The sequence below is a fragment of the Streptomyces diastatochromogenes genome, assembly GCF_002242805.1.
GTDB classification, from domain to species: Bacteria; Actinomycetota; Actinomycetes; order Streptomycetales; family Streptomycetaceae; genus Streptomyces; species Streptomyces diastatochromogenes.
Window position 1 is genome coordinate 61,291 of record NZ_MCGQ01000005.1, and the last position, 25,348, is coordinate 86,638.

Consider the following 25,348-nt stretch of genomic DNA (forward strand, 5'->3'; position numbering starts at 1 on the left):
AGCGTTCCAGCCTTCCCTTGATGACACCCTGACGCCTGCCCCAGTTCACCTTCCGTTCACCCAGGTTGCCTACGGTCCAACAGCCAATGACCTCGAACGATTGCCTGGGTAAATGGAAAGCTTCTCGCTGATCCTCGCGATTGTGGTGGTAACCGCACTCGCGTTTGATTTCACGAACGGTTTCCACGACACCGCCAACGCGATGGCCACGACCATCTCGACCGGTGCGCTCAAGCCCAAGGTCGCGGTGGCCATGTCCGCCGCCCTCAACCTTGTAGGCGCTTTCCTCTCCGTGGAGGTCGCCAACACGATCTCCAAGGGTCTCGTCGATGAGAACGGCATCCGCCCCGAGGTCATCTTCGCCGCCCTCACCGGCGCGATCCTCTGGAACCTGCTGACCTGGCTCGTCGGACTGCCGTCCAGCTCCTCCCACGCCCTGATGGGCGGTCTGGTCGGCGCCACCGTCGCCTCCGCCGGCTTCGGCGCCGTCCACGGAGACATGCTGGTCACCAAGGTGCTGCTCCCGGCGGTGGCCGCCCCGATCGTGGCCGGCCTCGCGGCGATGCTCGCCACCCGGTTCTCCTACGGCATCGGCGGCAAGGCCGACGGCGAGGCCACCCGCAAGGGTTACCGCGCCGGGCAGATCGCCTCCGCCGGTCTGGTCTCGCTCGCCCACGGCACCAACGACGCGCAGAAGACGATGGGCATCATCACCCTCGCCCTCGTCGCGGGCGGCGCCATCGCCCCCGGCTCCAACCCTCCCACCTGGGTCATCCTCTCCGCGGGTCTGGCCATCGCGCTCGGCACCTACATCGGCGGCTGGCGCATCATCCGCACCATGGGCAAGGGCCTGACCGACCTCGAGCCGCGACAGGGCTTCGCCGCCCAGACCAGCGCGGCCACGGCCATCCTGGCCTCCTCGCACCTCGGCTTCTCCCTCTCCACCACCCACGTCGTCTCCGGCTCGGTGATGGGTGCGGGCCTCGGCCGCAAGGGCGGTGTGGTCCGCTGGTCCACCGCGACCCGCATGTTCATCGCCTGGGCGTTGACCCTGCCGGCCGCCGCGCTGGTCGGCGCGGGCGCCGAGTCCGTCACGGACCTGGGTGACTGGGGCACCGCGGTCGTCGCCGTCTTCCTGGTCGGCGCCAGCGCCACGATCTGGAAGATCTCCCGTCGCGAGGTCGTCGACCACACCAACGTGGTCGCCGACACGGCGGAGCCGGCCGGCGTGGTGACCACCGCCATCGCCGCGGTGACCCCGCCGCCCGCGGGCACCGTCGCCGAGGACCTGTCGGCCACGATCCCGGCTCCGGCCGTGACCGCCGCCACCGCCACCGACCCGGCTCCGGCGGCTCCGCCGGCCGCCGCGGTCTGACCGCCCAGTACCGAAGGAAGCATCCCCATGAAGATCGACTGGGCGGCCCTCGGCTCCGTCTTCGGCGTCAGCCTCGCGTTCACGGTGGGCCTGGTGGCCCTGTTCACCCTGGGCGTCAACGGCCTGTCGCGCCGCGAGAAGGCCGCGGCGCAGGGTGGGTCCGCGGCGCTGGCGGTGACTGGTGCGTACGTGTGCTTCGCGGCTTGTGCGGCTGCGGTGGCTTACGGGATCTACTTGATCGTGGCCAAGCCCTGAGGTTTCGGTTCCTGGTCCGCCCTGTCGGGGCCGCCTACGGGTGGTTTCGGCAGGGCGGACGCGTGTCCGCCGCGGCCGGGACCGGCTCGTCGGACCTGAGCAGATGTCCGACGCCCCCGGCGACCGGGTAGTCCGCCCGTACTCCACAGAGTGAGCCGGGGCCGTGTCGCGGCGGCTCCAGGGAAAGGGTGACCCGGCCCAGCTGGGATTCCGCGGAGACGGTGCCCGCGCCCACCCGCAACCTCCTCCAGGGGGACCAGAGATGCAGCGGGGCGACGAGTTCCCCATATCCGGGATTCGGCGCGGTCCGCAGCTGCCACCAGTTGCCCCATACCACCACGTGGTGGCCGTCGTTGCTGGCGACAATCTTCGGAAAGGGGGTCGTCGCCGACTCGTCGGTGCCCAGCGTCCCCTCCCACGCCCGTTGCATCCCGTATGAGACGTACGCGCCATTGCAGGCGATCACCGTCCGTGAGGACAAGCGGGATTCCCGAATGCCGCCCGACGGAGCGGAATTCACCGCAACCCGGTCCCCCCTCACCACCCGCCGTGCTGGCGATGTGGGCCTCAGCACAGTCCGGCGTCCCAGGTCAAAGGCAAGTTGACGGCCCTTCCGGGCGCGTGGTGGACTGCCCAGGCCATGTACGGCGGCAGGAGAGGAAGCCGGTGCGAATCCGGCGCGGTCCCGCCACTGTCACCGGGGAAGAAAACCCCGGGAGCCAGGAACTCTCACCGCCGGTCTCGTCGAACCAGGGCGCGGACACCCTGAGTGAGGACATATCGCCATGCGCGGCTGCCGATTGAGGTTCAGTAACCGGGCCCTGCCTGCCCCCACGGCCGGCTGAGCCGATGGGTGCCGATCGCTGCTACGCGTACGGCGCCGCCGCCGGCCTCGTCGGCGACCTGCTCCTCGGCGATCCGCGCCGTGGGCATCCGGTCGCCGCGTTCGGGCGGGCTGCCGCGGCCGTGGAGCGGGTGTTGTGGCGCGACCACCGTGGCTGGGGGGCGCTGCACACCGTCGTGTGCGCCGGAGGTGCCGTCGCGCTGGGGGTCGTGGCCGAGCGGGCCGTGCGCCGTTCTCCCGTCGCTTCCGTGGCGTTGGCCGGTGCCGCCACCTGGGCTGTCGTGGGGGGTACTTCGCTTGCCCGGGAGGCGCGGACCATCGGGCGCGCCCTGGAGGCCGGGGATGTCGAGGCGGCCCGGGCGCGGCTGCCGCATCTGTGCGGGCGGGATCCGCAGGCGCTGGATGCCGACGGGATCGCGCGGGCCGTCGTGGAGTCCGTCGCCGAGAACACCTCCGACGCTGTCGTGGGGGCCCTGGTGTGGGGTGCCGTGGGCGGGGTGCCGGGGCTGCTCGGGTTCCGGGCCGTCAACACCCTGGACGCGATGGTGGGGCACAAGTCGGCCCGCTACCGGCGCTACGGCTGGGCCTCCGCCCGGCTGGACGACGTCGCCGGGTGGCCGGGGGCGCGGCTGACCGCCGTACTCGCCGCCGCGGCCGGGCCCGACCCGCGGGGAGCCCTGCGCGCCTGGAAGGCGGACGCCGACAAGCACCCGAGCCCCAACGCCGGGCCTGTCGAGGCCTCGTTCGCGGGTGCCCTCGGTGTGCGGCTGGGCGGGACGCTCGCGTACGGCGGGCGGGTCGAACACCGGCCCGTGCTGGGCGGGGACACCGGGCGGGCCGTCCGGGTCACCGACATCGACCGGGCCGTACGGCTCTCCCGCCGGGTCGGCCTGCTCGCGCTCGGCGTCACCGTCGCCGCGCGCCGACTCGTGAAGGGACGTGCGAAGTGAGCGGTGGTCTCCTCGTCGCCGGCACCACCTCCGACGCCGGCAAGAGCGTCGTGACGGCCGGGATCTGCCGGTGGCTGGTGCGCCAGGGCGTCAAGGTCGCGCCCTTCAAGGCGCAGAACATGTCCCTCAACTCGTTCGTGACCCGGGAGGGTGCCGAGATCGGGCGGGCTCAGGCGATGCAGGCCCAGGCCTGTCGCGTCGAGCCGACCGCGCTGATGAACCCCGTGCTGCTCAAGCCCGGTGGTGAGCAGAGCAGCCAGGTGGTGCTGCTCGGGAAGCCGGTCGGTGAGCTGAGCGCGCGCGGGTACCACGGAGGGCGGCAGCAGAAGCTGCTCGGGACCGTGCTCGACTGTCTCGCCGAGTTGCGGGGCACGTATGACGCGGTGATCTGTGAGGGGGCGGGCAGTCCGGCCGAGATCAATCTGCGCCGGACCGACATCGTGAACATGGGGATCGCGCGCAACGCGCGGCTCCCCGTGCTGGTGGTGGGCGATATCGACCGCGGGGGCGTGTTCGCGTCGTTCTTCGGGACCGTCGCGCTGCTCTCGCCGGAGGACCAGGAACTTGTCGCAGGGTTCCTCGTCAACAAGTTCCGGGGGGACGTCTCCCTGCTGCAGCCCGGCCTCGACATGCTGCACGGGCTGACAGGGCGACAGACGTACGGCGTCCTCCCCTTCCGGCACGGCCTCGGCATCGACGAGGAGGACGGGCTCCGGGTCTCCCTGCGCGGGACCGTCCGTGAGTCGAACACCGCCCCGCCCGTCGGCGAGGACGTGCTGCGGGTCGCCGTGTGCGCCATCCCGCTGATGTCCAACTTCACGGACGTGGACGCGCTGGCCGCCGAACCCGGTGTCGTGGTGCGGTTCGTGGACCGGCCGGAGGAACTGGCCGACGCCGATCTCGTGGTGATCCCGGGGACCCGGGGGACGGTCCGGGCCCTGGAGTGGCTGCGGGAGCGCGGCCTCGCGGACGCGCTGCGGCGCAGGGCCGCCGAGCAGCGGCCGGTCCTCGGCATCTGCGGTGGCTTCCAGATCCTCGGCGAGCACATCGAGGACGAGGTCGAGAGCCGGCGGGGGCAGGTGGACGGGCTGGGGATCCTGCCCGTACGCGTCCGGTTCGCCCGCGAGAAGACGCTCACCCGGCCCGTCGGGGAGGCCCTCGGCGAGCGGGTCGAGGGGTACGAGATCCACCACGGGGTCGCCGAAGTCACCGGCGGGGAGCCCTTCTTGGACGGCTGCCGGGTCGGCCAGACCTGGGGCACGCACTGGCACGGCTCCCTGGAGTCGGACGGTTTCCGGCGGGCCTTCCTGCGCGAGGTGGCGGCCGCCGCGGGGCGCCGCTTCGTGCCGGCCCCCGACACCTCGTTCGCCGCGCTGCGCGAGGAGCAGCTCGACCGGCTCGGCGACCTGATCGAACAGCACGCGGACACGGACGCGCTCTGGCGGCTCATCGAGTCGGGCGCGCCGCAAGGACTGCCTTTCATTCCACCGGGAGCGCCCGCATGAGCACAGTGTTGTTGTTGTCGACCGCCGACACCGATCTGCTGGCGGCCCGGGCCTCCGGCGCCTCCTACCGGATCGGCAACCCGACCCGCGTGGAGGTCGAGAGCGAGCTGCCCGCGCTGCTCGATGGCGCGGACATCGCCGTCGTACGCCTGCTCGGTGGCAAGCGGGCCTGGGAGGACGGGCTGGCCGCGCTGAGGGCGTCCGGCATTCCGACCGTGCTGCTGGGCGGCGAGGCCGTGCCGGACGCCGAGCTGATGGCCGAGTCGTCCGTACCGGCGGGTGTGGTGGCGGAGGCCCTGAAGTACCTGGTCGAGGGCGGGTCCGCGAACCTGACCGAGCTGGCCCGGTTCCTGTCCGACACCGTGCTGCTGACCGGTGAGGGCTTCGAAGAGCCGCAGAAGATGCCCGAGTACGGCGTGCACGGCTCGTACGAGATCCGCGCCGGCCGGCCGACCGTGGGCGTGCTCTTCTACCGGGCGCACGAGCTGAGCGGCAACACCGGCTTCGTGGACACGCTGTGCGAGGCGATCGAGGCGCGGGGTGCCAACGCGCTTCCCGTGTACTGCGGTTCGCTGCGCGGCGCGGACGCCGGGCTGTACGAGCTGCTGGGGCAGGCCGACGCCCTGGTCGCCACCGTCCTTGCCGCGGGCGGTACGCATGCCTCGCAGGCCTCGGCGGGCGGCGACGAGGAGTCCTGGGACATCGGGGCGCTCGCCGACCTGAACATCCCGGTGCTGCAGGGCCTCTGCCTCACCTCCTCGCGGGCCGCCTGGGAGGAGTCGGACGCCGCCCTCTCCCCCATGGACGCGGCGATGCAGGTCGCGATCCCGGAGTTCGACGGGCGGATCGTCACGGTGCCGTTCTCCTTCAAGGAGCAGGGACCGGACGACGTCCCGGTGTACGTCGCCGACCCCGAGCGTGCGTCGCGCGTCGCCGGAATCGCCGTACGGCACGCGCGGTTGAAGCACAAGCCGAACGCGGACAAGAAGGTCGCGCTGGTCTTCACCGCCTACCCGACCAAGCACTCGCGGGTCGGGAACGCCGTCGGTCTTGACACGCCCGCTTCGGCGGTGCGGGTGCTGGACGCGCTCCGGGATGCCGGGTACTCCCTCACCGAATACCCCGACAACGGGGACGAGTTGATCCACCGGCTCATCGAGGCCGGCGGGCACGATGTCGAGTGGCTCACCGAGGATCAGCTGGCCGCCGCGCCCGCGCGGGTGCCGCTCGCCGACTACCGGGCCTGGTTCGACCAGCTCGACCCCGAGCTGCGGGACGGCATGCTGGAGGCGTGGGGCGAGCCGCCGGGCAGCCTGTACGTGGACGGCGACGAGATCGTGCTCGCCTCCCTGCAGTTCGGGAACGTCGTCGTGATGATCCAGCCGCCGCGCGGCTTCGGCGAGAACCCGATCGCGATCTACCACGACCCCGACATGCCGCCGTCGCACCACTACATGGCCGCGTACCGGTGGCTGGAGAACAGTTTCGGTGTCGACGCGATCGTGCACATGGGCAAGCACGGCACGATGGAGTGGCTGCCGGGCAAGGGCCTCGGGCTGAGCAAGGGGTGCGCGCCGGACGCCGTCCTCGGCGACCTCCCGCTCATCTACCCGTTCATCGTCAACGACCCCGGCGAGGGCACGCAGGCCAAGCGGCGCGGGCACGCCACCGTCGTCGACCACCTGGTGCCGCCGATGGCGCGGGCCGACACGTACGGCGACCTGGCCAAGCTGGAGCAGCTGCTGGACGAGTACGCGCTCGTCTCCGACCTGGACCCGACGAAGGCACCGGCCGTGCGGGCGCAGATCTGGACGCTGGTCAAGGCGGCCGAGCTCCACCACGACCTGCATGTGGACGAGCAGCCGGACGACGACGACTTCGACTCGTTCGTCATGCACATCGACGGCTATCTGTGCGAGATCAAGGACGTGCAGATCCGGGACGGGCTGCACATCCTGGGTGGCGGCCCGGTCGCCGAGCCGCGGGTGAACCTGGTCCTCGCCGTGCTGCGCGCCTCGCAGGTGTGGGGCGGGCAGGCGAACGCGCTGCCGGGGCTGCGGGCCTCGCTGGCCGAGCACTTCGGGCTCGTGGAGAAGGAGTTGCTCGCCGAGCCGGGTGCGCCGGTGAAGGTTCCGGTCGAGCTGACGGATCTGGTCGACGGGCCGTCCCGTACCGCCGCCGACGCGATCGACCTGCTGGAGCAGCTGTGCCGGCGGATGGCGGAGGGCATGGAGGCCCGGGCGTGGGACCGTACGGCCGTACGCGCCCTCCTGAGTGACGTGCTGGGCACCGAACTCCCGGACGCGGTCGCCGTGCTGGAGTTCGCCTGCACCGAGGTCGTACCGCGGCTCGCCCGTACGACCGACGAGATCGGGCACATTCTGCGGGCGCTGGACGGTGGTTACGTCCCGGCGGGCCCCTCGGGTTCGCCGACCCGGGGTCTGGTCAACGTGCTGCCGACCGGCCGCAACTTCTACTCCGTCGACCCCAAGGCCATTCCCTCCCGGCTCAGCTGGGAGGTCGGCCAGTCGCTCGCCGACTCGCTGGTGCAGCGGTATCTGCAGGACACCGGGGAGTACCCGAAGTCGGTCGGGCTGACGGTGTGGGGCACGTCGGCGATGCGCACCCAGGGCGACGACATCGCCGAGATCCTGGCGCTGCTGGGCTGCCGCCCGGTGTGGGACGAGGCCTCGCGGCGGGTGACGGGGTTCGAGGTGATTCCCCTGGCGGAGCTGGGCCGGCCGCGTATCGACGTCACGGTCCGGATCTCCGGCTTCTTCCGGGACGCGTTCCCGCATGTGGTCGGGCTGATCGACGACGCGGTGCGCGCGGTGGCGGAGCTGGACGAGCCGGCCGAGTCCAATTACGTGCGGGCCCATGTGGACGAGGACGCGGCGCAGCACGGCGACCGCCGGCGTGCGACGGCCCGTATCTTCGGCTCGAAGCCGGGCGCGTACGGCGCCGGTCTGCTGCCGCTGATCGACGCCCGCAACTGGCGCTCCGACGCCGACCTCGCCGAGGTGTACGCGGTGTGGGGCGGCTACGCGTACGGGCGCGGGCTCGACGGGCGGGCGGCGCGCGGGGACATGGAGACGGCGTTCAAGCGGATCGCGGTCGCCGCGAAGAACGTCGACACCCGTGAGCACGACCTGGTCGACGCGGACGACTACTTCCAGTACCACGGTGGCATGGTGGCGATGGTCCGGCATCTGACCGGCGCCAACCCCGAGGCGTACGTGGGTGACAGCGCCGTACCGGATCAGGTGAAGACGCGCACGCTGGGCGAGGAGACGCACCGGGTCTTCCGGGCCCGGGTGGTCAACCCGCGCTGGATGGCGGCGATGCGCCGGCACGGCTACAAGGGCGCCTTCGAGATGGCGGCGACCGTGGACTACCTGTTCGGCTACGACGCCACAGCGGGCGTGGTCGACGACTGGATGTACGAGAAGCTCAGCGCGGAGTACGTCTTCGACCCGGAGAACCGGGACTTCATGAAGAAGTCCAACCCGTGGGCGCTGCGCGGGATCACCGAGCGGCTGCTCGAGGCGGCGGACCGCGGGCTGTGGGCCGAGCCGGACGCGGACACGCTGGAGCGGCTGCGCGCCACCTACCTGGAGCTGGAAGGCGACTTGGAGGGCGACCAGTGACCACCCCCTTCCCCTTTACGGCCGTCGTCGGCCAGGACGACCTGCGGCTCGCGCTGCTGCTGAACGCCGTGTCACCGGCGGTCGGCGGAGTGCTGGTGCGCGGCGAGAAGGGCACCGCCAAGTCGACGGCCGTGCGGGCCCTTTCGGCGCTGATGCCCGAGCTGGACGTGGTGGCCGGGTGCCGGTTCTCCTGCGACCCCGGCTCCCCCGACCCCGCCTGCCCGGACGGACCGCACGAGCCGGGGGCGTTCGAGACCCGGCCGGCCCGCATGGTCGAGCTGCCCGTCGGCGCCTCCGAGGACCGGCTGGTGGGCGCGCTGGACATCGAGCGGGCGCTCGCCGAGGGCGTGAAGGCGTTCGAGCCGGGCCTGCTGGCCGACGCGCACCGCGGGATCCTCTACGTCGACGAGGTCAACCTGCTCCACGACCACCTGGTCGACCTGCTGCTGGACGCGGCGGCCATGGGTGCCTCGTACGTGGAGCGCGAGGGTGTGTCCGTGCGGCACGCGGCGCGCTTCCTGCTCGTCGGCACCATGAACCCCGAGGAGGGCGAGCTGCGGCCGCAGCTGCTCGACCGGTTCGGGCTGACCGTGGAGGTCGCGGCCTCGCGGGAGCCGGACCAGCGGGTGGAGGTCGTACGGCGGCGGCTCGCCTACGACGACGACCCGGCGGGCTTCGCCGATCGCTGGGCCGGCGAGGAGGCTGCCGTACGGCAACGGATCGTCGCGGCACGGGAGTTGCTGCCGCAGGTGCGGCTGGGCGACGGTGCGCTCAGGCAGATCGCGGCGACCTGCGCGGCCTTCGAGGTGGACGGCATGCGCGCCGACATCGTGATGGCGCGGACGGCGACCGCGCTGGCCGCGTGGGCCGGGCGGACCGACGTGCTCGCCGAGGACGTGCGGCAGGCCGCGCTGCTCGCGCTGCCGCACCGGCGGCGGAGGAACCCCTTCGACGCGCCGGGCCTGGACGAGGACAAGCTGGACGAGACGCTGGAGCAGTACTCCGGGGAGGACCGGGAGGACGGGGACGACGATCCCGACCCCGACGGGCCCGGTGGCGGCGGTGGACAGCCGGCGCCCGACAGCGGTCCGCAGGGCGACGGCGGCAGCGCCGCACAGCCCGAGGCCGGTGAGGGCGGGCAGCCGCAGGCCTCCGGCGGGCAGGAGCAGTCGGCCGTACGGGCCGCGGAGCCGTTCCGTACGAAGGTGCTCAGCGTGCCGGGCCTCGGTGAGGGTGCCGCCGGGCGGCGCTCGCGCGCGCGGACCGAGCACGGGCGGACGACCGGGGCCCGGCGGCCGCGCGGGGCGCTCACCAAGCTGCACCTGGCGGCGACCGTGCTGGCCGCGGCCCCGCACCAGCGGGCGCGCGGGCGGTCCGGTCCTGGGCTGGTGCTGCGCCGGGACGATCTGCGGCAGGCGACGCGGGAGGGACGCGAGGGGAACCTCGTGCTGTTCGTGGTCGACGCGTCCGGGTCGATGGCGGCGCGGCAGCGCATGAGCGCGGTGAAGGGTGCCGTGCTGTCCCTGCTGCTGGACGCCTACCAGCGCCGGGACAAGGTGGGGCTGGTGACCTTCCGGGGCGCCGCGGCCGATGTCGCGCTGCCGCCGACCTCGTCGGTGGATGCCGCGGCGACCCGCCTGGAGTCGCTGCCGACGGGCGGTCGTACGCCGCTCGCGGCCGGGCTGCTCAAGGCGCACGAGGTGCTGCGGGTGGAGCGGCTGCGGGATCCGGCGCGGCGGGCGCTGGTCGTGGTGGTGACGGACGGGCGGGCCACCGGCGGCCCGGAGCCGGTCGCGCTGGCGGGGCGGGCGGCCCGGCTGTTCGCGGCCGAGGGCGTCGCCTCGGTGGTCGTGGACTGCGAGTCGGGGCCGGTGCGGCTCGGGCTGGCCGGGCAGCTCGCGGGTGAGCTGGGCGGTACGGCCGTCACGCTGGACGAGCTGCGGGCCGACTCGATCGCCGGTCTGGTCAGGGACGTGCAGGGAACTTCGAGGAGGGCCGCGTAATGCCGCAGGGACAGCCGAGTGTGGTTCCGGACGACGGGCTGACGACCCGGCAGCGGCGCAACCGGCCGCTGGTCGTCGTGCACACCGGGATCGGCAAGGGCAAGTCGACGGCCGCGTTCGGGCTCGCGCTGCGCGCCTGGAACCAGGGGTGGCCGATCGGGGTGTTCCAGTTCGTCAAGTCGGCGAAGTGGAAGGTCGGCGAGGAGAACGCGCTGCGGGTGCTCGGCGCCTCCGGCGAGGGCGGGACCGTCGACTGGCACAAGATGGGTGAGGGCTGGTCCTGGGTCCAGCGGGACATCCAGGGTGACAACGCAACCAACGAGGAGAAGGCCCGGGAGGGCTGGGAGCAGGTCAAGCGGGACCTGGCCGCCGAGACGTACCGGCTGTACGTGCTGGACGAGTTCGCCTACCCGATGCACTGGGGGTGGGTGGACACGGACGAGGTCGTCGATGTGCTGCGCAACCGGCCCGGGACTCAGCATGTGGTGATCACCGGACGTAACGCGCCGGAGAAGCTCGTCGACTTCGCGGATCTCGTGACCGACATGTCCAAGGTGAAGCACCCCATGGACGCGGGGCAGAAGGGCCAGAAGGGCATCGAGTGGTGAGTTCCGTTCCCCGGCTGGTCATCGCCGCGCCGTCGTCCGGCAGCGGCAAGACCACCGTCGCCACGGGGCTGATGGCCGCGTTCGCCGCGCGGGGGCTCGCCGTGTCTCCGCACAAGGTCGGGCCGGACTACATCGACCCCGGGTATCACGCGCTCGCGACCGGGCGGGTGGGGCGGAACCTGGACGCGTATCTGTGCGGGCCGGAGCTGGTCGCTCCGCTGTTCCTGCACGGGGCGCGGGGGTGTGACCTCGCCGTCGTCGAGGGTGTGATGGGGCTGTACGACGGGGCCGCGGGCGAGGGGGAACTCGCGTCCACGGCCCATGTCGCCAAGCTGTTGCGGGCGCCGGTGGTGCTGGTCGTGGACGCGTCGTCGCAGTCGCGGTCGGTGGCGGCGCTGGTGCACGGGTTCGCTTCCTGGGATCCGGAGGTTCGGGTCGGGGGCGTGATCCTCAACAAGGTCGGGTCCGATCGGCACGAAGCTCTTTTGCGGGAGGCGTTGGATGCCTCCGGGGTGCCTGTGCTCGGTGTGTTGCGGCGGGTTCCTCAGGTGGATACGCCGTCGCGGCATCTGGGGTTGGTGCCGGTTGCCGAGCGGGGCGCTGCCGCGGTCGACTCCGTCGGGGCTATGGCAGCGCAGGTGGCTCGTGGTTGTGACTTGGCGGCGTTGGAGGCACTTGCTCGTGCTGCTGGGGACCTACCAGGGGGCTCCGCCCCCTGGACCCCCGAGTCGCCCACCCACGACCACCCGACTCGGTTGGCCGAGAAGCGGAGGCCCGTGGTTGCCGTTGCCGGTGGGGAGGCGTTCACCTTCTCCTATGCCGAGCATGCGGAACTGCTTGCCGCCGCGGGTGCCCACGTCGTCACCTTTGATCCGCTTCGGGACGAGGAACTGCCCGAAGGGACAGCAGGTCTGGTCATCGGGGGCGGTTTCCCCGAGGTGTACGCCAGTGAGCTGTCCGCCAATGAACCGCTCCGCAAGGCCATCGCCGAACTGGCGCTGAGCGGCGCGCCCGTCGCCGCCGAATGTGCCGGGCTGCTCTACCTCTGCCGTGAGCTGGACGGCCGGCCCATGTGCGGGGTCCTGGACGCCACCGCGCGGATGACGGAACGGCTCACCCTCGGCTACCGGGACGCCGTCGCCGTCGGCGACAGTGTGCTGGCGCCGGCCGGCACGCGGATGCGGGGGCACGAGTTCCATCGCACCGTCGTCGAGCCCGGCGCCGGTGCCGCTCCCGCCTGGGGCATGCGCGCCCCCGTCCGGCGGGTCGAAGGTTTCGTACAGCAGGGCGTGCACGCGAGTTATCTGCACACGCACTGGGCAGCCGAGCCCGGTGTGGCCCGTCGGTTCGTGGAAAGGTGCCGGACGTCATGAGCAGCAGGCTGGTCGGTGTCGGGGTCGGTCCCGGTGACCCGGAACTGGTGACCGTCAAGGGGGTCAACGCACTGCGCGCGGCCGAGGTCGTCGTCGTACCCGTGATGGACACCGGCGAGCGGGGGCGGGCCGAGGCGACCGTGCTGCACTACGTGCCCGAGGAGAAGGTCCTCCGGGTGGTGTTCGCGCTGAACGAGCGGACCGACCGGGCGCGCCGGGAGGCGGCCTGGGACGCGGCGGGCGAGCGGGTCACCGAGTTGCTGAAGCGGCATGCGTCCGTCGCCTTCGCCACCATCGGCGATCCCAACGTGTACTCGACGTTCACGTATCTCGCGCAGACGATCGTGGAGCTGGTGCCGGGTGTCGTGGTGGAGACCGTGCCCGGGATCACCGCCATGCAGGATCTGGCGGCCAGGTCCGGGGCCGTCCTGACCGAGGGCACCGAGCCGCTGACGCTGGTGCCGGTGACGGCGGGCTCGGCGGTGCTCAAGGAGGCGCTGGCCGGGCCGGGCACCGTGGTGGCGTACAAGTTCGGCCGGCAGGCCGCCGAGGTCGCCGAGGCCCTGCGGGAGACCGGGCGGATCGAGGACGCGGTGTGGGGCTCGGCCCTCGGGCTGCCGGAGGAGTCGGTACGACCGGCCGCAGAGCTGGACGGGGAGCCGCTGCCGTATCTCTCGACGCTGATCGCGCCCCCGCGACGGGACAGCGGACGGGGCGGGAAGCTGTGAAGTCTGTCGGGCCCGGCCCTCGGGCTACCCGGGGAGTCAGTGCGGCCGACCGCCGAGCTGGGCAGGGAGCGCCTGCCGTACCTGTCCACGCTGATCGCGCCCCCTTGGCGGGACAGCCGGCGGGGCGGTCAGCCGCCCGAGATGCCGACCACCAGCCAGATGAAGGCCGCGCCGGCCACCGTGCACAGGACGGTGGAGCGGGCCGGGTGTTCGTGGTGGGCCTCCGGGAGGATCTCGGCGGCGGCGAGATAGAGCAGGACGCCGCCGAAGAGGCCGAGATAGCCGCCGAGCACCGGTTCCGGGATGTGGAAGAACGCGGTCGACAGCGCGCCCACCAGGGGTGCGCAGGCGTCGGCCACGAGCATGCCTATCGCCCGGCGGCGCGCGTTGCCGTACAGGTTGGTGAGGGTGAAGGTGTTGAAGCCGTCGGCGAAGTCGTGCGCGATCACGGCGAGCGCGACGGACGTGCCCATGCCGCCGCCCACCTGGAAGGCCGCGCCGATCGCCACCCCGTCCATCGCGCTGTGGCCGACCATCGCGGCAGCCGCCGTCAGGCCCACCTCGGGCGCCCGGTGGTCGTGCTCGCCGGCGCCGTGAGCGGCCCGGCGGGCGGCCAGGAGACGTTCCACCAGATGGGCCAGCAGGAAACCGGCCACGAACAGCAGCAGGGCCGCGGGTACGCCGAAGACCTCGCGGTCGGCCGCGTGCAGCGCCTCCGGCAGCAGGTCCAGGCCGACCACGCCCAGCATCAGGCCGCCGGCCAGACCCAGGACCAGGTGGCGACGGTCGGTCACGCGCTGTGCCGTCCAGCCGCCGGCCAGCGTCATCAGGAACGCGCCGAGCGCGACAAAGACCGCCATGGGCCCTTGGTATCCGATGGACCCCCCATCGCGCACATCCGGCCACTTTCCTACCCCGACACACCGTGACATTTCGTACGAGAGGACCCCTCCCCATGGCCGATGCCCCCACCGGCAAGGTGACCTTCGTCGGTGCCGGCCCCGGCGCCGCCGACCTGCTGACGTTCCGCGCCGCGCGCGCGATTGCCGAGGCCGACGTGGTGATCTGGGCGGCCAGCCTGGTCCAGGCGGAGGTCCTGGAGCACGCGCGCGAGGACGCGGAGATCCTCGACTCGGCGACCATGTCCCTGGAGGACGTCGTCGCCGTCTACCGTCGGGCCCTGGCCGAAGGCCTGCACGTCGCCCGCATCCACTCCGGAGACCCGGCGCTCTGGGGCGGTACCCAGGAGCAGCTGGACCGGTGTGCCGAGATCGGGATCGCGACGGAGATCGTGCCGGGTGTCTCGTCCTTCTCCGCCGTCGCCGCCCTCGCGCAGCGCGAGCTGACCATCCCGGAGGTCGCCCAGTCCGTGGTGCTGACCCGGCTGGGCGGCGGCAAGACGCCGATGCCGCCCGGCGAGGAGGTGCGCGAGTTCGCCCGGCACGGCACCACCATGGCGATCTTCCTGTCGGCGGCGCGCAGCGGCCAGCTGGTGCGGGAGCTGCTGGAGGGCGGCTACCCGACGGACACCCCCATGGTCGTCGCCTATCAGGCGACCTGGCCGGAGGAGCTGGTCGTGCGGTGCACGATCGGCACGCTGGAGGAGACGGTCAAGGAGCACAAGCTCTGGAAGCACACGCTCTTCCTGGTCGGCCCGGCGCTCGACGCCCACGGGACCCGCTCGCACCTGTACCACCCGGGTCACTTCCACGGCTTCCGCAAGGCCGACCCGGAGGCGCGGCGGGCGCTGCGCGAGCGGGGGGCGAGCACTTGATCACGGTCGTGGGTACGGGGACGGGCGCGCCGGTGCCCGCTGACGTCCTCGCCGGGGCCGCTCTGGTCGTCGGCGGGCGGCGCCATCTGGACGCCGTACGGCTGCCCGAGGGTGCGGAGCGGATCGTGCTCGGACCGCTGGCGCCCGCCCTGGAGACGGTCGCGGAGTACGTCGGCAAGGAGCTGCCGGTGGTCGTGCTGGCCTCCGGGGATCCCGGGTTCTTCGGGATCGTGCGGGCGCTGGCCGAGCGGTTCGGCGCCGGGCGGCTGGATGTGCGGCCCGGGGTGTCGTCGGTGGCGACCGCGTTCGCGCGGGTCGGGCTGCCGTGGGACGACGCGGTGGTGGTGAGTGCGCACGGGCGGGATCTGCGGACTGCCGTCAACGTGTGCCGGGCGCACCCGAAGGCGGCCGTGCTCACCGGACCCGGCGCCGGGCCCGCTGAGCTGGGTGCCGCGCTCGGGGGTGACCGCCGGGTCCTCGTGGTGGCGAGCGCGCTCGGCGATCCGGAGCGCGAGCGCGTGGAGCGGGTGACGCCCGCCGAGGCCGCGGCGCGGGACTGGGGTGGGGCGGTGAGCGTGGTGCTGTGCCTGGACGAGACCCGGGCGCTGGGCGGGCTGCGCACGGTGGCCGGGGTGCCCGCGCAGCCGGACCGGTGGGCGCTGGACGAGAGCGAGTTCGCCCACCGGGACTCGATGATCACCAAGTTCGAGGTGCGGGCGCTGGCGCTGGCCCGGCTCGGGCCGCGCCTGGGCGACCTGGTGTGGGACGTCGGCGCGGGTTCGGGTTCGGTGGCCGTGGAGTGCGCGCGGCTCGGCGCGGCCGTCGTCGCGGTCGAGAAGGCCCCGGACGGGGTCGAGCGGATCCACGCGAATGCGCGGGCACACGGTGTCGACGTGCGCGTGGTGCACGGCTCGGCGCCGGACGTGCTCGGCGAACTCGACGATCCCGACGCCGTGTTCATCGGCGGCGGGGGGCGGGAGCTGCCCGCCGTCGTCGGCGCGTGCGCGCGGCGGGCACGGCGGACCGTCGTCGTCGCCATGGCCGCCCTCGACCGGGTGCCGGCGGCGCGCGCGGCGCTGACGAGTGCCGGGTTCACCTGCGACGGCGTGCTGTTGCAGTCGTCGCGGCTGGCGCCGCTGCCGGGTGACGTGACCCGGCTGGCGGCGACCAACCCCGTTTTCCTGCTGTGGGGCGTCAGAACCCCCGCGTCTAGTGAAGGAGTTGCACAGTGATCGGCCTCATTTCCGCCACCGCGGCGGGGGCGGCGGCGCGCGACCGGCTGGCCGCGGCCTGGCCGGACCGTGCGCGGGTGTACGACGGCCTGGTCGGGGAGGCCGTCCGGGCCGCGTTCGCCGAGTGCGAGCAGCTGGTGTGCTTCCTGGCGACGGGCGCGACGGTACGACTGCTCGCGCCGCTGCTCGGCGACAAGGCGGCGGACCCGGGCGTGGTGTGCGTGGACGAGGGCGGCCGGTTCGCGGTGTCGCTGGTCGGCGGGCACGGCGGCGGCGCCAACGAACTCGCCCGTGAGGTGGGCGCGTTGCTGGGGGCCGAACCGGTCGTGACGACTGCGACGGACGCCGTGGGCCTGCCGGGTCTCGACACCCTCGGGTTCCCGTTCGAGGGGTCGGTCGCCACGGTGTCCCGGGCTCTGTTGGACGGCGAAGGCGTCGTCCTGGAGGCCGAGGTGCCGTGGCCGCTGCCTCCGCTGCCGACCGCGCCGCAGGGGTCGTACACCGTCCGGCTCACGGATCGCGCCGTCGCACCGGGCGAACGGGAGGTGCTGCTCAGGCCGCCGTCCCTGGTGGTCGGGGTCGGCGCCTCCAAGGGTGCGCCGGTCGAGGAGGTGCTCGGGCTGGTCGTGGACGCGCTGCGGGAGGCGGGCCTCTCACCGAAGTCGTTGGCCGAACTCGCCACCGTGGACGCCAAGTCGGAGGAGCCCGGCATCGTCGCGGCCGCCGAGCGTCTCGGGGTGCCGCTGGTGACGTACCCGGCCGAGGAGCTGGCGGCCGTGGAGGTGCCCAACCCGTCGGACGCGCCGCTCTCGGCCGTCGGCACCCCCTCCGTCGCCGAGGCGGCCGCGCTGGTGCGCGGCGGTGAACTCCTCGTCCCCAAGCGGAAGTCCGAGCGCGCCGACGGCCAGCCGGCCATGGCGACCTGTGCCGTCGTACGGCGTCCGGGGCGCGGACGGCTCGCGGTGGTCGGGCTCGGCCCCGGCGCCCGGGACCTGCTCACCCCGCGCGCGGCCGCCGAGCTGCGGCGGGCCTCCGTGCTGGTGGGGCTCGACCAGTACGTCGACCAGATCCGCGACCTGCTGCGGCCCGGCACCCGGGTGCTGGAGTCGGGGCTCGGCGCCGAGGAGGAGCGGGCCCGCACGGCGGTCGCCGAGGCCCGCAAGGGGCAGGCGGTGGCGCTGATCGGCAGCGGGGACGCGGGCGTGTACGCCATGGCCTCCCCCGCGCTCGCCGAGGCGTCCGACGACATCGACGTGGTCGGCGTGCCCGGTGTGACGGCCGCGCTGGCCGCCGGGGCGATCCTCGGTGCGCCGCTGGGCCACGACCATGTGTCGATCAGCCTGTCCGACCTGCACACGCCGTGGGAGGTCATCGAGCGGCGGGTGCGGGCGGCGGCCGAGGCGGACATCGTGGTCACCTTCTACAACCCGCGCTCCCGGGGCCGCGACTGGCAGCTGCCCAAGGCGCTGGCGATCCTCGCCGGGCACAGGGAGCCGACGACGCCCGTCGGTGTCGTACGCAACGCCTCGCGGCCGGACGAGTCCAGCCGGCTGACGACGCTGGCCGCGCTCGACCCGGCGTCGGTCGACATGATGACGGTCGTGACCGTGGGCAACACCGCCACCCGGGACATCGCCGGGCGCATGGTGACCCCGCGCGGCTACCGCTGGCAGGCTGCATCGAAGAGCGGCTCCGCCGCGGGGCAGGAGGGCGCCAAGTGAACCGTGTGGTCCACCCGATCGAGCAGGAGTCCTTCCGGCGGCTGCGCGCCCGCCTGGACACCTCGCACTTCCCGCCGCTGACCCGGGCGGTGGTGGAGCGGGTCATCCACTCCGCCGCCGACCTGGAGTACGCGGCCGACCTCGTCACGGACGAGGGCGACCTGGTCAAGGCGCATGCCGCGCTGCACGCCGGGGCGCCCGTCGTCGTGGACGTGGAGATGGTCGCGGCCGGCATCACCCGGCGGGAGACCGTGTGCCGGCTGAAGGACGCCGAGGCCGGGCCGGGGCTGACCCGTTCGGCGCACGCGATCCGGCTGGCGTACGAGGAGGTCGGGCCCGGCGCCCTGTGGGTGATCGGCTGTGCGCCGACCGCCCTGGAGGAGCTGCTGACCCTGGACGCCTCCCCGGCGCTCGTCATCGGCCTGCCCGTCGGCTTCGTCGGCGCGGCCGAGTCCAAGGAGGCGTTGCGGGCGAGCGGGCTGCCCGCCGTGAGCAACGTGTCCGAGAAGGGCGGGTCGGCCGTGGCCGCGGCCGCGCTCAACGCCCTGCTGTACCACCCGATTTCGCATTCCGAGGAGACATCGTGACCACCCCGCCGCCCGCCCTGCTCATCGCCGGTCACGGCACCCGGGACGAGGCCGGAGCCGAGGCGTTCCGCGACTTCGTACGGGAGCTGGGCCGCCGCCACCCCGAACTGCCCGTCGCGGGCGGATTCATCGAGCTGTCCCCGCCGCCGCTGGGCGAGGCCGTCGCCGAGCTGGTCGAGCGGGGCGTACGGCGGTTCGCGGCCGTACCGCTGATGCTGGTGTCCGCCGGGCACGCCAAGGGTGACATCCCGGCCGCGCTGACCCGTGAGAAGGAGCGGCACCCGGGGATCTCGTACACCTACGGCCGTCCGCTGGGCCCGCACCCCTCGCTGCTGTCGGTCCTGGAGCGGCGGTTGGACGAGGCCCTCGGGGACTCCGTGCGCACGCCCGAGGACCGGGCCGACGTGACCGTGCTGCTGGTGGGCCGGGGTTCGACGGACCCGGACGCCAACGCCGAGGTGTACAAGGCGGCCCGGCTGCTGTGGGAGGGGCGCGGGTACGCCGGTGTGGAGACGGCGTTCGTGTCGCTGGCGGCGCCGGACGTGCCGAGCGGTCTCGACCGCTGCGTGCGGCTGGGGGCGCGGCGGATCGTCGTCCTGCCCTACTTCCTGTTCACCGGCATCCTGCCGGACCGGGTACGGCAGCAGACCGAGGGCTGGGCGGCCGCGCACCCGGAGGTCGAGGTGCGCTCGGCGGACGTCATCGGGCCCGAGCCGGAGCTGCTGGACCTGGTCATGGAGCGGTACGAGGAGGCCGTCAAGGGCGACCTCCGGATGAACTGCGACTCCTGCGTGTACCGGATCGCGCTGCCGGGCTTCGAGGACAAGGTGGGGCTGCCGCAGCAGCCGCACTTCCACCCGGACGACGACGGCCACCACCACGGTCACGGGCACCACCATCACGGGGGGCACTCGCACAGCCATGCACACTGACGACACCGGGCACGATCTGCGTCATCACGGGGACGCCGAAGTCCGTGACGACGGGGCCGCGCTGGTCGACCTCGCGGTCAACGTGCGTGCGGACACGCCCCCGGCGTGGCTGCGGGAGGAGATCGCCCGGTCCCTGTCGTCGCTCGCGGCCTATCCGGACGGGCGGGCCGCGCGGGCGGCCGTGGCGGTGCGGCACGGGCTGCCGGTGGAGCGGGTGCTGCTGACGGCGGGGGCGGCGGAGGCGTTCGTGCTGCTGGCGCGGGCGCTGAAGGTACGCCGGCCGGTCGTCGTGCACCCGCAGTTCACGGAGCCGGAGGCGGCGCTGCGGGATGCGGGGCACACCGTGGACCGGGTACTGCTGCGGGAGACGGACGGCTTCCGGCTGGATCCGGCGGCCGTCCCGGAGGACGCCGACCTGGTGGTGATCGGGAACCCGACCAATCCGACGTCGGTCCTGCACCCGGCCGCCACGATCGCCGGACTCGCCCGGCCGGGGCGGACGTTGGTGGTCGACGAGGCGTTCATGGACGCGGTGCCGGGTGAGCGGGAGGCGCTCGCGGGGCGGACCGATGTGCCCGGTCTGGTCGTGCTGCGCAGCCTCACCAAAACGTGGGGGCTGGCCGGGCTGCGGATCGGCTATGTGCTGGCCGACCCGGAGACCATCGCGTCGCTGGAGCGGGCGCAACCGCTGTGGCCGGTGTCCACACCCGCCCTGGCCGCGGCCGAGGCGTGTGTGGCACCAAGGGCGTTGGCGGAGGCGGCGCACGCGGCCCACCGGATCGCGGCGGACCGGGCGCACCTGGTGGCGGGGCTGGCCGCGTTCGCCGACCGGGGTGTGCGGGTGGCCGGTCCCGCCGAAGGGCCGTTCGTGCTGGTCCGTATGCCGGGCGCCGCCGCGGTACGACGGCGACTGCGTGAGCTGGGCTACGCGGTACGGCGTGGGGACACGTTTCCCGGGCTGCACGACGACTGGATACGGATGGCCGTACGGGACAGGGCCACGGCGAACGGATTCCTGGCGGGGCTGGACCAAGCTCTGGGCTGACCCCGCCAGGAGTGGCGTCAGCCCTTCCGGCGTCGGGCCACCGTCACCGCTCCCCCGCCCAGCAGCACCAACGCCAGCGCGCCGCCCGCGATGTACGGCGTCGCCGAGCTGCCGCCCGTCTCCGCCAGGTCGGCGCGACCGCCCTGGGCCTTGACCTCGGACGCCGGGTCGTGGCTCGGGACCGGGTGTCCGGTGGGTGCGTGCATCGGCGACTCGCAGGTGGCCTTGGCCAGGGTGATCGTTCCTTCGACCTCGGCCACGTTGAGCTTCAGCGGGTTGACGGAGACCTTGAGTTCGAGGGCCGTCGCGGCCGCCGTGCGCGTCGTGGTGCTGTGCTGGGAGAGGTCGAGGCGGACCTCGCCGACGCCGGGCACCTTCACCTCGGTCGGGCCGCCCGCGGTGAGCGTGACGCGCTTGCCGAGGACCGTGACGGCACCGAGGACGTTCGCGGAGGCGACGGGTCTCTTGCCGACCTCGCAGGTCGCCTTCGCGGTGACCGTGCCGACCTCCACGAGGGAGAGCAGGGGCAGGCCCGGGACGTGCAGCTTGGCGTGGGCGAGGCGGACGGAGCCCTCGGCGAGCTTCTTGTCCACCGTGGCCCTGGCCGATGCGACCTCCGCGCCGAGGACGGTGAACGGCCTGCCGCCGTTCACGCCGTCGAGCCGGGCGGACAGCGCGGTCCTGTCGGCGCTCTCGGGCGCCTGGACCTCGTTCAGGGTGACCGCGAGCGGGACGTTCACGGTCTTGTTGAGCAGGGACACGTCGAGCCCGGTGCGGAGCACGACGGCGGAGGCGCGACCGTGGTCCGTGGTCGCGTGCGCGGCGCCCGCGCCCAGGACCGCGGGACCCGCGGCGAGGGCGGTGACCGTCGCGACCGTGGCGAGACGGCGTGCGGGCATGCGGAAGTTGTTGCTGTTCAAGGCGGTGGGACCCCCAGACGGAACTTGCTTGGGACCCGTCAACCTTGTACGCACTGTGGGTGAACGGTCAGCGATCCTGGGTCACTTCACTCAAACGTGGATATCCCGCACGCCCCTTCGAATCACCGGGCACACGCGTTCCCTTAGTCGATCACGACCCCGTTGAGCACCACCCGGCGCGGTGCCGCCAGCACGCGTACGTCGGCGCGCGGGTCGGCCTCGTACACCACCAGGTCCGCCGGAGCCCCTTCGTCCAGCCCGGGGCGGCCGAGCCACCGCCGGGCTCCCCAGGTCGTCGCCGACAGGGCCTCGACCGGCGGGATGCCTGCGGTGACCAGCTCCGCCACCTCACCCGCGACCAGGCCGTGCGGGAGATGGCCCCCGGCGTCCGTGCCGACGTACACCGGGATCCCGGCGTCGTAGGCGCCGCGCACCGTGTCGTAGCGGCGCTCGTGCAGCCGGCGCATGTGCGCCGACCAGCGCGGGTACCTGGACTCGCCGCCGTCGGCGAGCTGGGGGAACGTGGCGATGTTGACGAGGGTGGGGACGATCGCGACCCCGCGCTCGGCGAAGAGGGGGATCAGGTCCTCGGTGAGGCCGGTGGCGTGTTCGATGCAGTCGATGCCGGCCTCGACCAGGTCCTGGAGGGAGTCCTCCGAGAAGCAGTGGGCGGTGACGCGGGCGCCCAGCCGGTGGGCCTCCGTGATGGCCGCCTCGACCGCCTCGCGCGGCCAGCACGCCGACAGGTCGCCGAGGTCGCGGTCGATCCAGTCGCCGACCAGCTTCACCCAGCCGTCGCCGCGCCGGGCCTCCCGGGCCACGTACGTGACCAGGTCGTCCGGCTCGATCTCGTGGGCGTAGCCGCGCATGTAGCGGCGGGTGCGGGCGATGTGCCGGCCGGCCCGGACGATCTCCGGGAGGTCCGCACGGTCGTCGACCCAGCGGGTGTCGGCGGGCGAGCCCGCGTCGCGGATCAGCAGGGTCCCCGCGTCCCGGTCGGTCAGCGCCTGCTTCTCGGCCTCGGCGTCGTCGACCGCGCCGTGCGGCCCCAGGCCCACGTGGCAGTGCGCGTCGACGAGGCCGGGCAGCGCCCAGCCCTCGACGGTCCGGATGTCCTGGGCGCCGGCGGGACGGTCGAAGGAGATGCGGCCCCCGACCACCCACAGCTCGTCACGGACGTCCTCGGGCCCGACCAGGACCCGGCCCTTCACGTGCAGCACCGCGTGATCGCTCATACCCGGCACCTTAATGAGCGACGGCTCGGTCCCGTTAGTGAGCTAGGACTCGCTCTTCCCCACCTGGTCCGAGGTCTCCTCCTCCACCTCGGCCATCGCCGGGTCGAGCAGGCGGGAGAGGAAGTGGCGGGTGCGCTCGTGGCGGGGGCTGCCGATGACCTGGTCGGGGCTGCCCTCCTCGACGATCACACCGCCGTCCATGAAGACGACCCGGTCGGCGACCTCGCGGGCGAAGGTCATCTCATGGGTGACGACCATCATCGTCATGCCCTCGGTGGCGAGCCTGCGCATGACGGCGAGGACGTCGCCGACCAGTTCCGGGTCGAGCGCCGAGGTCGGCTCGTCGAACAGCATCACCTCGGGGCCCATCGCCAGCGCGCGGGCGATGGCCACGCGCTGCTGCTGGCCGCCGGAGAGGGAGGACGGGTAGGCGTCCGCCTTCTCGGACAGGCCGACCCGGGCGAGGTTCTCGGCGGCGATCTTCGCTGCCTCGGCCTTGTCCCGCCTGAGGACCCGTCGCTGCGGGAGCGTGAGGTTCTCGGTCACGTTCAGGTGCGGGAAGAGGTTGAACTGCTGGAAGACCATGCCGATACGGCGGCGCACGGCGTCGATGTCGACGTCCGGGTCGGTGATCTCGGTGCCGCCGACGAAGACCTGGCCCTTGGTGGGCTCCTCCAGCAGGTTGACGCAGCGCAGCAGGGTCGACTTGCCGGAGCCGGACGGGCCGATGACGCAGACGACCTCGCCCTGACCGATCTCCAGGTCGATGCCGCGCAGGACGTGGTTGTCGCCGAAGGACTTGTGCAGGTCCTGGACGCGGATCTCCGGGCGGCTCAACGGATCGCCTCCTTGGAATCGGACTCCATGCGGCGGACGACGAAGCCGAGCGGAACGGTGATGAGCAGGTAGCACAGGCCGGCCACCAGGATCGGCGTGGAGTTCGCGGTCGTACTGGCCAGGTCGTTGCCGAACTTGGACAGCTCGCGCTCCTCCAGGGTGACGCCGAGGAACAGCACCAGCGAGGAGTCCTTGAACAGCAGGACCAGCTCGTTGGTCAGCGGCGGCAGGATGATGCGGAAGGCCTGCGGGATGATGATGGAGACCATGGCCCGGGTGGGCGAGAAGCCCAGCGAACGGGCCGCCTCCATCTGCCCCTTGGGCACCGCCTGGATGCCCGCGCGGATGGTCTCCGCCATGTAGGCGGCGGAGACCAGGCCGAGCGCGACCGCGACCTTGCCGTAGGTGCCGCCGGGGTACTGGATGTCCGGGAAGGCCAGCGGCACGCCGACGCCGACGAAGATGAAGATCAGCAGGGCGGGCAGGCCACGGAAGATCTCGATGTAGATGCCGGCGACCCAGCGGTACGGCCCCACGGAGGACAGCCGCATCAGGGCGATGAGCATGCCGAGGGCGAGGCCCACGACGAAGCCGGACACGGTGTACAGCACGGTGTTCTTGAGCGCCACCGTGATGACGTCCGGGAACATCTGCTCGGCGATGTGGGCCTGCGCGAACTGGTTCTTCAGCCGTCCCCAGTCCGCCGAGGCCGCGAAGGCGGCCACGGCGGCGACGAAGACGGCGTACTGCGCCCCGCGCGACAGCCTGCGCTTCTGGCGGCGCGTCAGGCCTGTTTTCCTCGGCTGGATCTGTGTGTCCGTCTCGGTCATGGGGTCAGGAGGCGGACGGCGAGGCGGCGGAGGCGTTGTACGGGCCGATCCACTGCTCGTAGATCTTCTTGTAGGTCCCGTCGGCCTTGGCGTTCGTGAGGGCCTTGTTGATGGCGGCGAGCAGCGCGGTGTTGCCCTTCTTCACCGTGAAGCCGTACTGCTCACCGGTGTTGAGGTTGTCGACGACCTTGAAGGCGTCGGCGTTGGCCTTGTCCTTCAGCCAGCCCTGGACGACCGGGTAGTCGATGATGACGGCTTGGACCTGGCCGGTGCGCAGGCCGTTGAGGACCGCGTCGGAGGAGTGGAAGGAGACCGGGTCGAAGCCCTTGCTCTTGGCGTAGTCCTCACCGGTGGTCTGCGCCTGGGCACCCAGCTTCTTGCCCTTGGCCTTGACGTCGGCGAGCGAGGTGACGCCGGCCTTCTTGTCGACCAGCACGGCCTGGGTGGCCTCGAAGTACGGGTCGGAGAAGTCGACGTTCTTCTTGCGCTCGGCGGTGATGGTCATGCCGGCCGCGGCCAGGTCGCACTGGCCGGAGTTGAGGAAGGCGCCGGTCTTGAAGTTCTCGAACGGCGTGTCGAGGACCTGCTGCTTGACGCCCAGGTCCTTGGCGACGAGGTCGATGAGGGAGACGTCGAAGCCCTGCACCTTGCCGTTGATCTCCGACTGGAACGGCGGGTACGGCAGGTGGGTGCAGGTGGTCAGCTGACCGGCCTTGACGAGGTGGACCCCCTTGACGGTGGTCTTGCCCCCCGAGTTGCCGGAGGAGCAGCCGGCCACGAGCACGAGCCCGGCCGTCGCGGTGGTGGCGGCCAGGAGGCGGGTCCGGCGCCCGAGGAGCGTTTTCATGGGGGATCTCCCTGTGGGGGAACTGTGGGTTCCGATTATAAGGAAAGGTTTGAGTCTCTCAAATCAAACCGATGGTCAGGGAACCCTTCGACTTAAGATC

At 72.6% G+C, this 25,348-nt stretch carries 22 protein-coding genes and 1 riboswitch; of the genes, 15 read left to right on the forward strand and 7 right to left on the reverse strand.

The window, feature by feature from the left end; translation table 11 throughout:
- Nucleotides 1-112 precede the first annotated feature (112 nt).
- On the forward strand, nucleotides 113-1,375 hold the full coding sequence (locus tag BEK98_RS02545) for an inorganic phosphate transporter (protein WP_094214688.1): 1,263 nt from the start codon (nucleotides 113-115) through the stop codon (nucleotides 1,373-1,375).
- Between the two features lie 27 nt (nucleotides 1,376-1,402).
- On the forward strand, nucleotides 1,403-1,630 hold the full coding sequence (locus tag BEK98_RS02550; protein WP_094214689.1) for a hypothetical protein: 228 nt from the start codon (nucleotides 1,403-1,405) through the stop codon (nucleotides 1,628-1,630).
- Between the two features lie 34 nt (nucleotides 1,631-1,664).
- On the opposite strand, the gene BEK98_RS02555 is transcribed toward BEK98_RS02550, so the two are convergent.
- Complete coding sequence (locus tag BEK98_RS02555; protein WP_143684067.1) at nucleotides 1,665-2,111, reverse strand: hypothetical protein; 447 nt, start codon at nucleotides 2,109-2,111, stop codon at nucleotides 1,665-1,667.
- A gap of 126 nt (nucleotides 2,112-2,237) precedes the next feature.
- Nucleotides 2,238-2,379, forward strand: a riboswitch (cobalamin riboswitch).
- Nucleotides 2,380-2,479: 100 nt separating this feature from the next.
- Between BEK98_RS02555 and BEK98_RS02560 the strand changes: the two genes are divergently transcribed.
- Genes BEK98_RS02560 through cobI form a run of 7 tightly spaced genes read left to right on the forward strand, consistent with a single transcriptional unit; the run spans nucleotide 2,480 to nucleotide 13,288 of the window.
- Complete coding sequence (locus tag BEK98_RS02560; RefSeq protein WP_094214691.1) at nucleotides 2,480-3,424, forward strand: cobalamin biosynthesis protein; 945 nt, start codon at nucleotides 2,480-2,482, stop codon at nucleotides 3,422-3,424.
- Entirely contained in the window at nucleotides 3,421-4,929 is a 1,509-nt protein-coding gene (locus tag BEK98_RS02565; protein ID WP_094214692.1) for a cobyric acid synthase, read from the forward strand. Before BEK98_RS02560 ends, BEK98_RS02565 begins: the two co-directional genes overlap by 4 nt.
- Complete coding sequence (cobN, locus tag BEK98_RS02570; protein ID WP_094214693.1) at nucleotides 4,926-8,576, forward strand: cobaltochelatase subunit CobN; 3,651 nt, start codon at nucleotides 4,926-4,928, stop codon at nucleotides 8,574-8,576. Before BEK98_RS02565 ends, cobN begins: the two co-directional genes overlap by 4 nt.
- Complete coding sequence (locus BEK98_RS02575; protein ID WP_094214694.1) at nucleotides 8,573-10,579, forward strand: putative cobaltochelatase; 2,007 nt, start codon at nucleotides 8,573-8,575, stop codon at nucleotides 10,577-10,579. Before cobN ends, BEK98_RS02575 begins: the two co-directional genes overlap by 4 nt.
- The gene (gene cobO, locus BEK98_RS02580) at nucleotides 10,579-11,187 is read left to right on the forward strand and encodes a cob(I)yrinic acid a,c-diamide adenosyltransferase (RefSeq protein ID WP_094214695.1); all 609 of its coding nucleotides are present in this window, start codon (nucleotides 10,579-10,581) and stop codon (nucleotides 11,185-11,187) included. Before BEK98_RS02575 ends, cobO begins: the two co-directional genes overlap by 1 nt.
- On the forward strand, nucleotides 11,181-12,560 hold the full coding sequence (locus tag BEK98_RS02585) for a cobyrinic acid a,c-diamide synthase CobB (RefSeq protein WP_094214696.1): 1,380 nt from the start codon (nucleotides 11,181-11,183) through the stop codon (nucleotides 12,558-12,560). Before cobO ends, BEK98_RS02585 begins: the two co-directional genes overlap by 7 nt.
- Nucleotides 12,557-13,288 (forward strand): precorrin-2 C(20)-methyltransferase, encoded by a 732-nt coding sequence (gene cobI / locus BEK98_RS02590; RefSeq protein ID WP_094214867.1) that lies wholly within the window; start codon nucleotides 12,557-12,559, stop codon nucleotides 13,286-13,288. Before BEK98_RS02585 ends, cobI begins: the two co-directional genes overlap by 4 nt.
- 128 nt (nucleotides 13,289-13,416) lie before the next feature.
- On the opposite strand, the gene BEK98_RS02595 is transcribed toward cobI, so the two are convergent.
- The gene (locus BEK98_RS02595) at nucleotides 13,417-14,148 is read right to left on the reverse strand and encodes a ZIP family metal transporter (RefSeq protein WP_094214697.1); all 732 of its coding nucleotides are present in this window, start codon (nucleotides 14,146-14,148) and stop codon (nucleotides 13,417-13,419) included.
- Between the two features lie 95 nt (nucleotides 14,149-14,243).
- On the opposite strand from BEK98_RS02595, the gene cobM reads away from it, so the two are divergent.
- The 6 genes from cobM to cobC are packed head-to-tail and all read left to right on the forward strand — an operon-like array spanning nucleotide 14,244 to nucleotide 20,579.
- Entirely contained in the window at nucleotides 14,244-15,062 is an 819-nt protein-coding gene (cobM, locus tag BEK98_RS02600) for a precorrin-4 C(11)-methyltransferase (RefSeq protein WP_094214698.1), read from the forward strand.
- Nucleotides 15,059-16,294, forward strand: a complete 1,236-nt coding sequence (cbiE, locus tag BEK98_RS02605; RefSeq protein ID WP_094214699.1) for a precorrin-6y C5,15-methyltransferase (decarboxylating) subunit CbiE — start codon at nucleotides 15,059-15,061, stop codon at nucleotides 16,292-16,294. Before cobM ends, cbiE begins: the two co-directional genes overlap by 4 nt.
- Nucleotides 16,291-18,015, forward strand: coding sequence for a precorrin-3B C(17)-methyltransferase (gene cobJ / locus BEK98_RS02610; protein ID WP_094214700.1), 1,725 nt, complete (start codon nucleotides 16,291-16,293; stop codon nucleotides 18,013-18,015). The genes cbiE and cobJ overlap by 4 nt, the downstream gene beginning before the upstream one ends.
- On the forward strand, nucleotides 18,012-18,602 hold the full coding sequence (locus BEK98_RS02615; RefSeq protein WP_094214701.1) for a precorrin-8X methylmutase: 591 nt from the start codon (nucleotides 18,012-18,014) through the stop codon (nucleotides 18,600-18,602). Before cobJ ends, BEK98_RS02615 begins: the two co-directional genes overlap by 4 nt.
- Nucleotides 18,599-19,534 carry a sirohydrochlorin chelatase gene (locus BEK98_RS02620; RefSeq protein WP_094214702.1) on the forward strand — a complete coding sequence of 312 codons (936 nt, stop codon included), beginning with the start codon at nucleotides 18,599-18,601 and terminating at the stop codon, nucleotides 19,532-19,534. Before BEK98_RS02615 ends, BEK98_RS02620 begins: the two co-directional genes overlap by 4 nt.
- Nucleotides 19,524-20,579: an Rv2231c family histidinol phosphate aminotransferase CobC gene (cobC, locus tag BEK98_RS02625; RefSeq protein WP_094214703.1), complete on the forward strand. Its 1,056-nt coding sequence runs from the start codon at nucleotides 19,524-19,526 to the stop codon at nucleotides 20,577-20,579. The genes BEK98_RS02620 and cobC overlap by 11 nt, the downstream gene beginning before the upstream one ends.
- Before the next feature lie 17 nt (nucleotides 20,580-20,596).
- Here cobC and BEK98_RS02630 read toward each other — a convergent pair whose 3' ends face one another.
- The 5 genes from BEK98_RS02630 to BEK98_RS02650 form a co-directional block, all read right to left on the reverse strand.
- Nucleotides 20,597-21,499, reverse strand: a complete 903-nt coding sequence (locus tag BEK98_RS02630) for an SCO1860 family LAETG-anchored protein (RefSeq protein WP_094214704.1) — start codon at nucleotides 21,497-21,499, stop codon at nucleotides 20,597-20,599.
- A 143-nt stretch (nucleotides 21,500-21,642) separates the two neighbouring features.
- On the reverse strand, nucleotides 21,643-22,734 hold the full coding sequence (locus tag BEK98_RS02635) for an amidohydrolase family protein (RefSeq protein ID WP_094214705.1): 1,092 nt from the start codon (nucleotides 22,732-22,734) through the stop codon (nucleotides 21,643-21,645).
- A gap of 42 nt (nucleotides 22,735-22,776) precedes the next feature.
- A complete protein-coding gene (locus BEK98_RS02640) occupies nucleotides 22,777-23,571 on the reverse strand; it encodes an amino acid ABC transporter ATP-binding protein (protein ID WP_094214706.1) in 795 nt (264 codons plus the stop codon).
- Nucleotides 23,568-24,401, reverse strand: a complete 834-nt coding sequence (locus BEK98_RS02645) for an amino acid ABC transporter permease (protein WP_094214707.1) — start codon at nucleotides 24,399-24,401, stop codon at nucleotides 23,568-23,570. Before BEK98_RS02645 ends, BEK98_RS02640 begins: the two co-directional genes overlap by 4 nt.
- Before the next feature lie 4 nt (nucleotides 24,402-24,405).
- Nucleotides 24,406-25,248 (reverse strand): transporter substrate-binding domain-containing protein, encoded by an 843-nt coding sequence (locus BEK98_RS02650; protein ID WP_094214708.1) that lies wholly within the window; start codon nucleotides 25,246-25,248, stop codon nucleotides 24,406-24,408.
- Nucleotides 25,249-25,348 lie beyond the last annotated feature (100 nt).

Excerpts from the sequence above, each read along its gene's own strand:
- BEK98_RS02545 (WP_094214688.1), top strand. The coding sequence starts at position 113 with ATGGAAAGCTTCTCGCTGATCCTCGCGATTGTGGTGGTAACCGCACTC.
- BEK98_RS02550 (WP_094214689.1), top strand. The coding sequence starts at position 1,403 with ATGAAGATCGACTGGGCGGCCCTCGGCTCCGTCTTCGGCGTCAGCCTC.
- BEK98_RS02560 (WP_094214691.1), top strand. The coding sequence starts at position 2,480 with ATGGGTGCCGATCGCTGCTACGCGTACGGCGCCGCCGCCGGCCTCGTC.
- cobN (WP_094214693.1), top strand. The coding sequence starts at position 4,926 with ATGAGCACAGTGTTGTTGTTGTCGACCGCCGACACCGATCTGCTGGCG.
- cobO (WP_094214695.1), top strand. The coding sequence starts at position 10,579 with ATGCCGCAGGGACAGCCGAGTGTGGTTCCGGACGACGGGCTGACGACC.
- cobI (WP_094214867.1), top strand. The coding sequence starts at position 12,557 with ATGAGCAGCAGGCTGGTCGGTGTCGGGGTCGGTCCCGGTGACCCGGAA.
- BEK98_RS02595 (WP_094214697.1), bottom strand. The coding sequence starts at position 14,148 with ATGGCGGTCTTTGTCGCGCTCGGCGCGTTCCTGATGACGCTGGCCGGC.
- cobM (WP_094214698.1), top strand. The coding sequence starts at position 14,244 with ATGGCCGATGCCCCCACCGGCAAGGTGACCTTCGTCGGTGCCGGCCCC.
- cobC (WP_094214703.1), top strand. The coding sequence starts at position 19,524 with ATGCACACTGACGACACCGGGCACGATCTGCGTCATCACGGGGACGCC.
- BEK98_RS02635 (WP_094214705.1), bottom strand. The coding sequence starts at position 22,734 with ATGAGCGATCACGCGGTGCTGCACGTGAAGGGCCGGGTCCTGGTCGGG.
- BEK98_RS02645 (WP_094214707.1), bottom strand. The coding sequence starts at position 24,401 with ATGACCGAGACGGACACACAGATCCAGCCGAGGAAAACAGGCCTGACG.
- BEK98_RS02650 (WP_094214708.1), bottom strand. The coding sequence starts at position 25,248 with ATGAAAACGCTCCTCGGGCGCCGGACCCGCCTCCTGGCCGCCACCACC.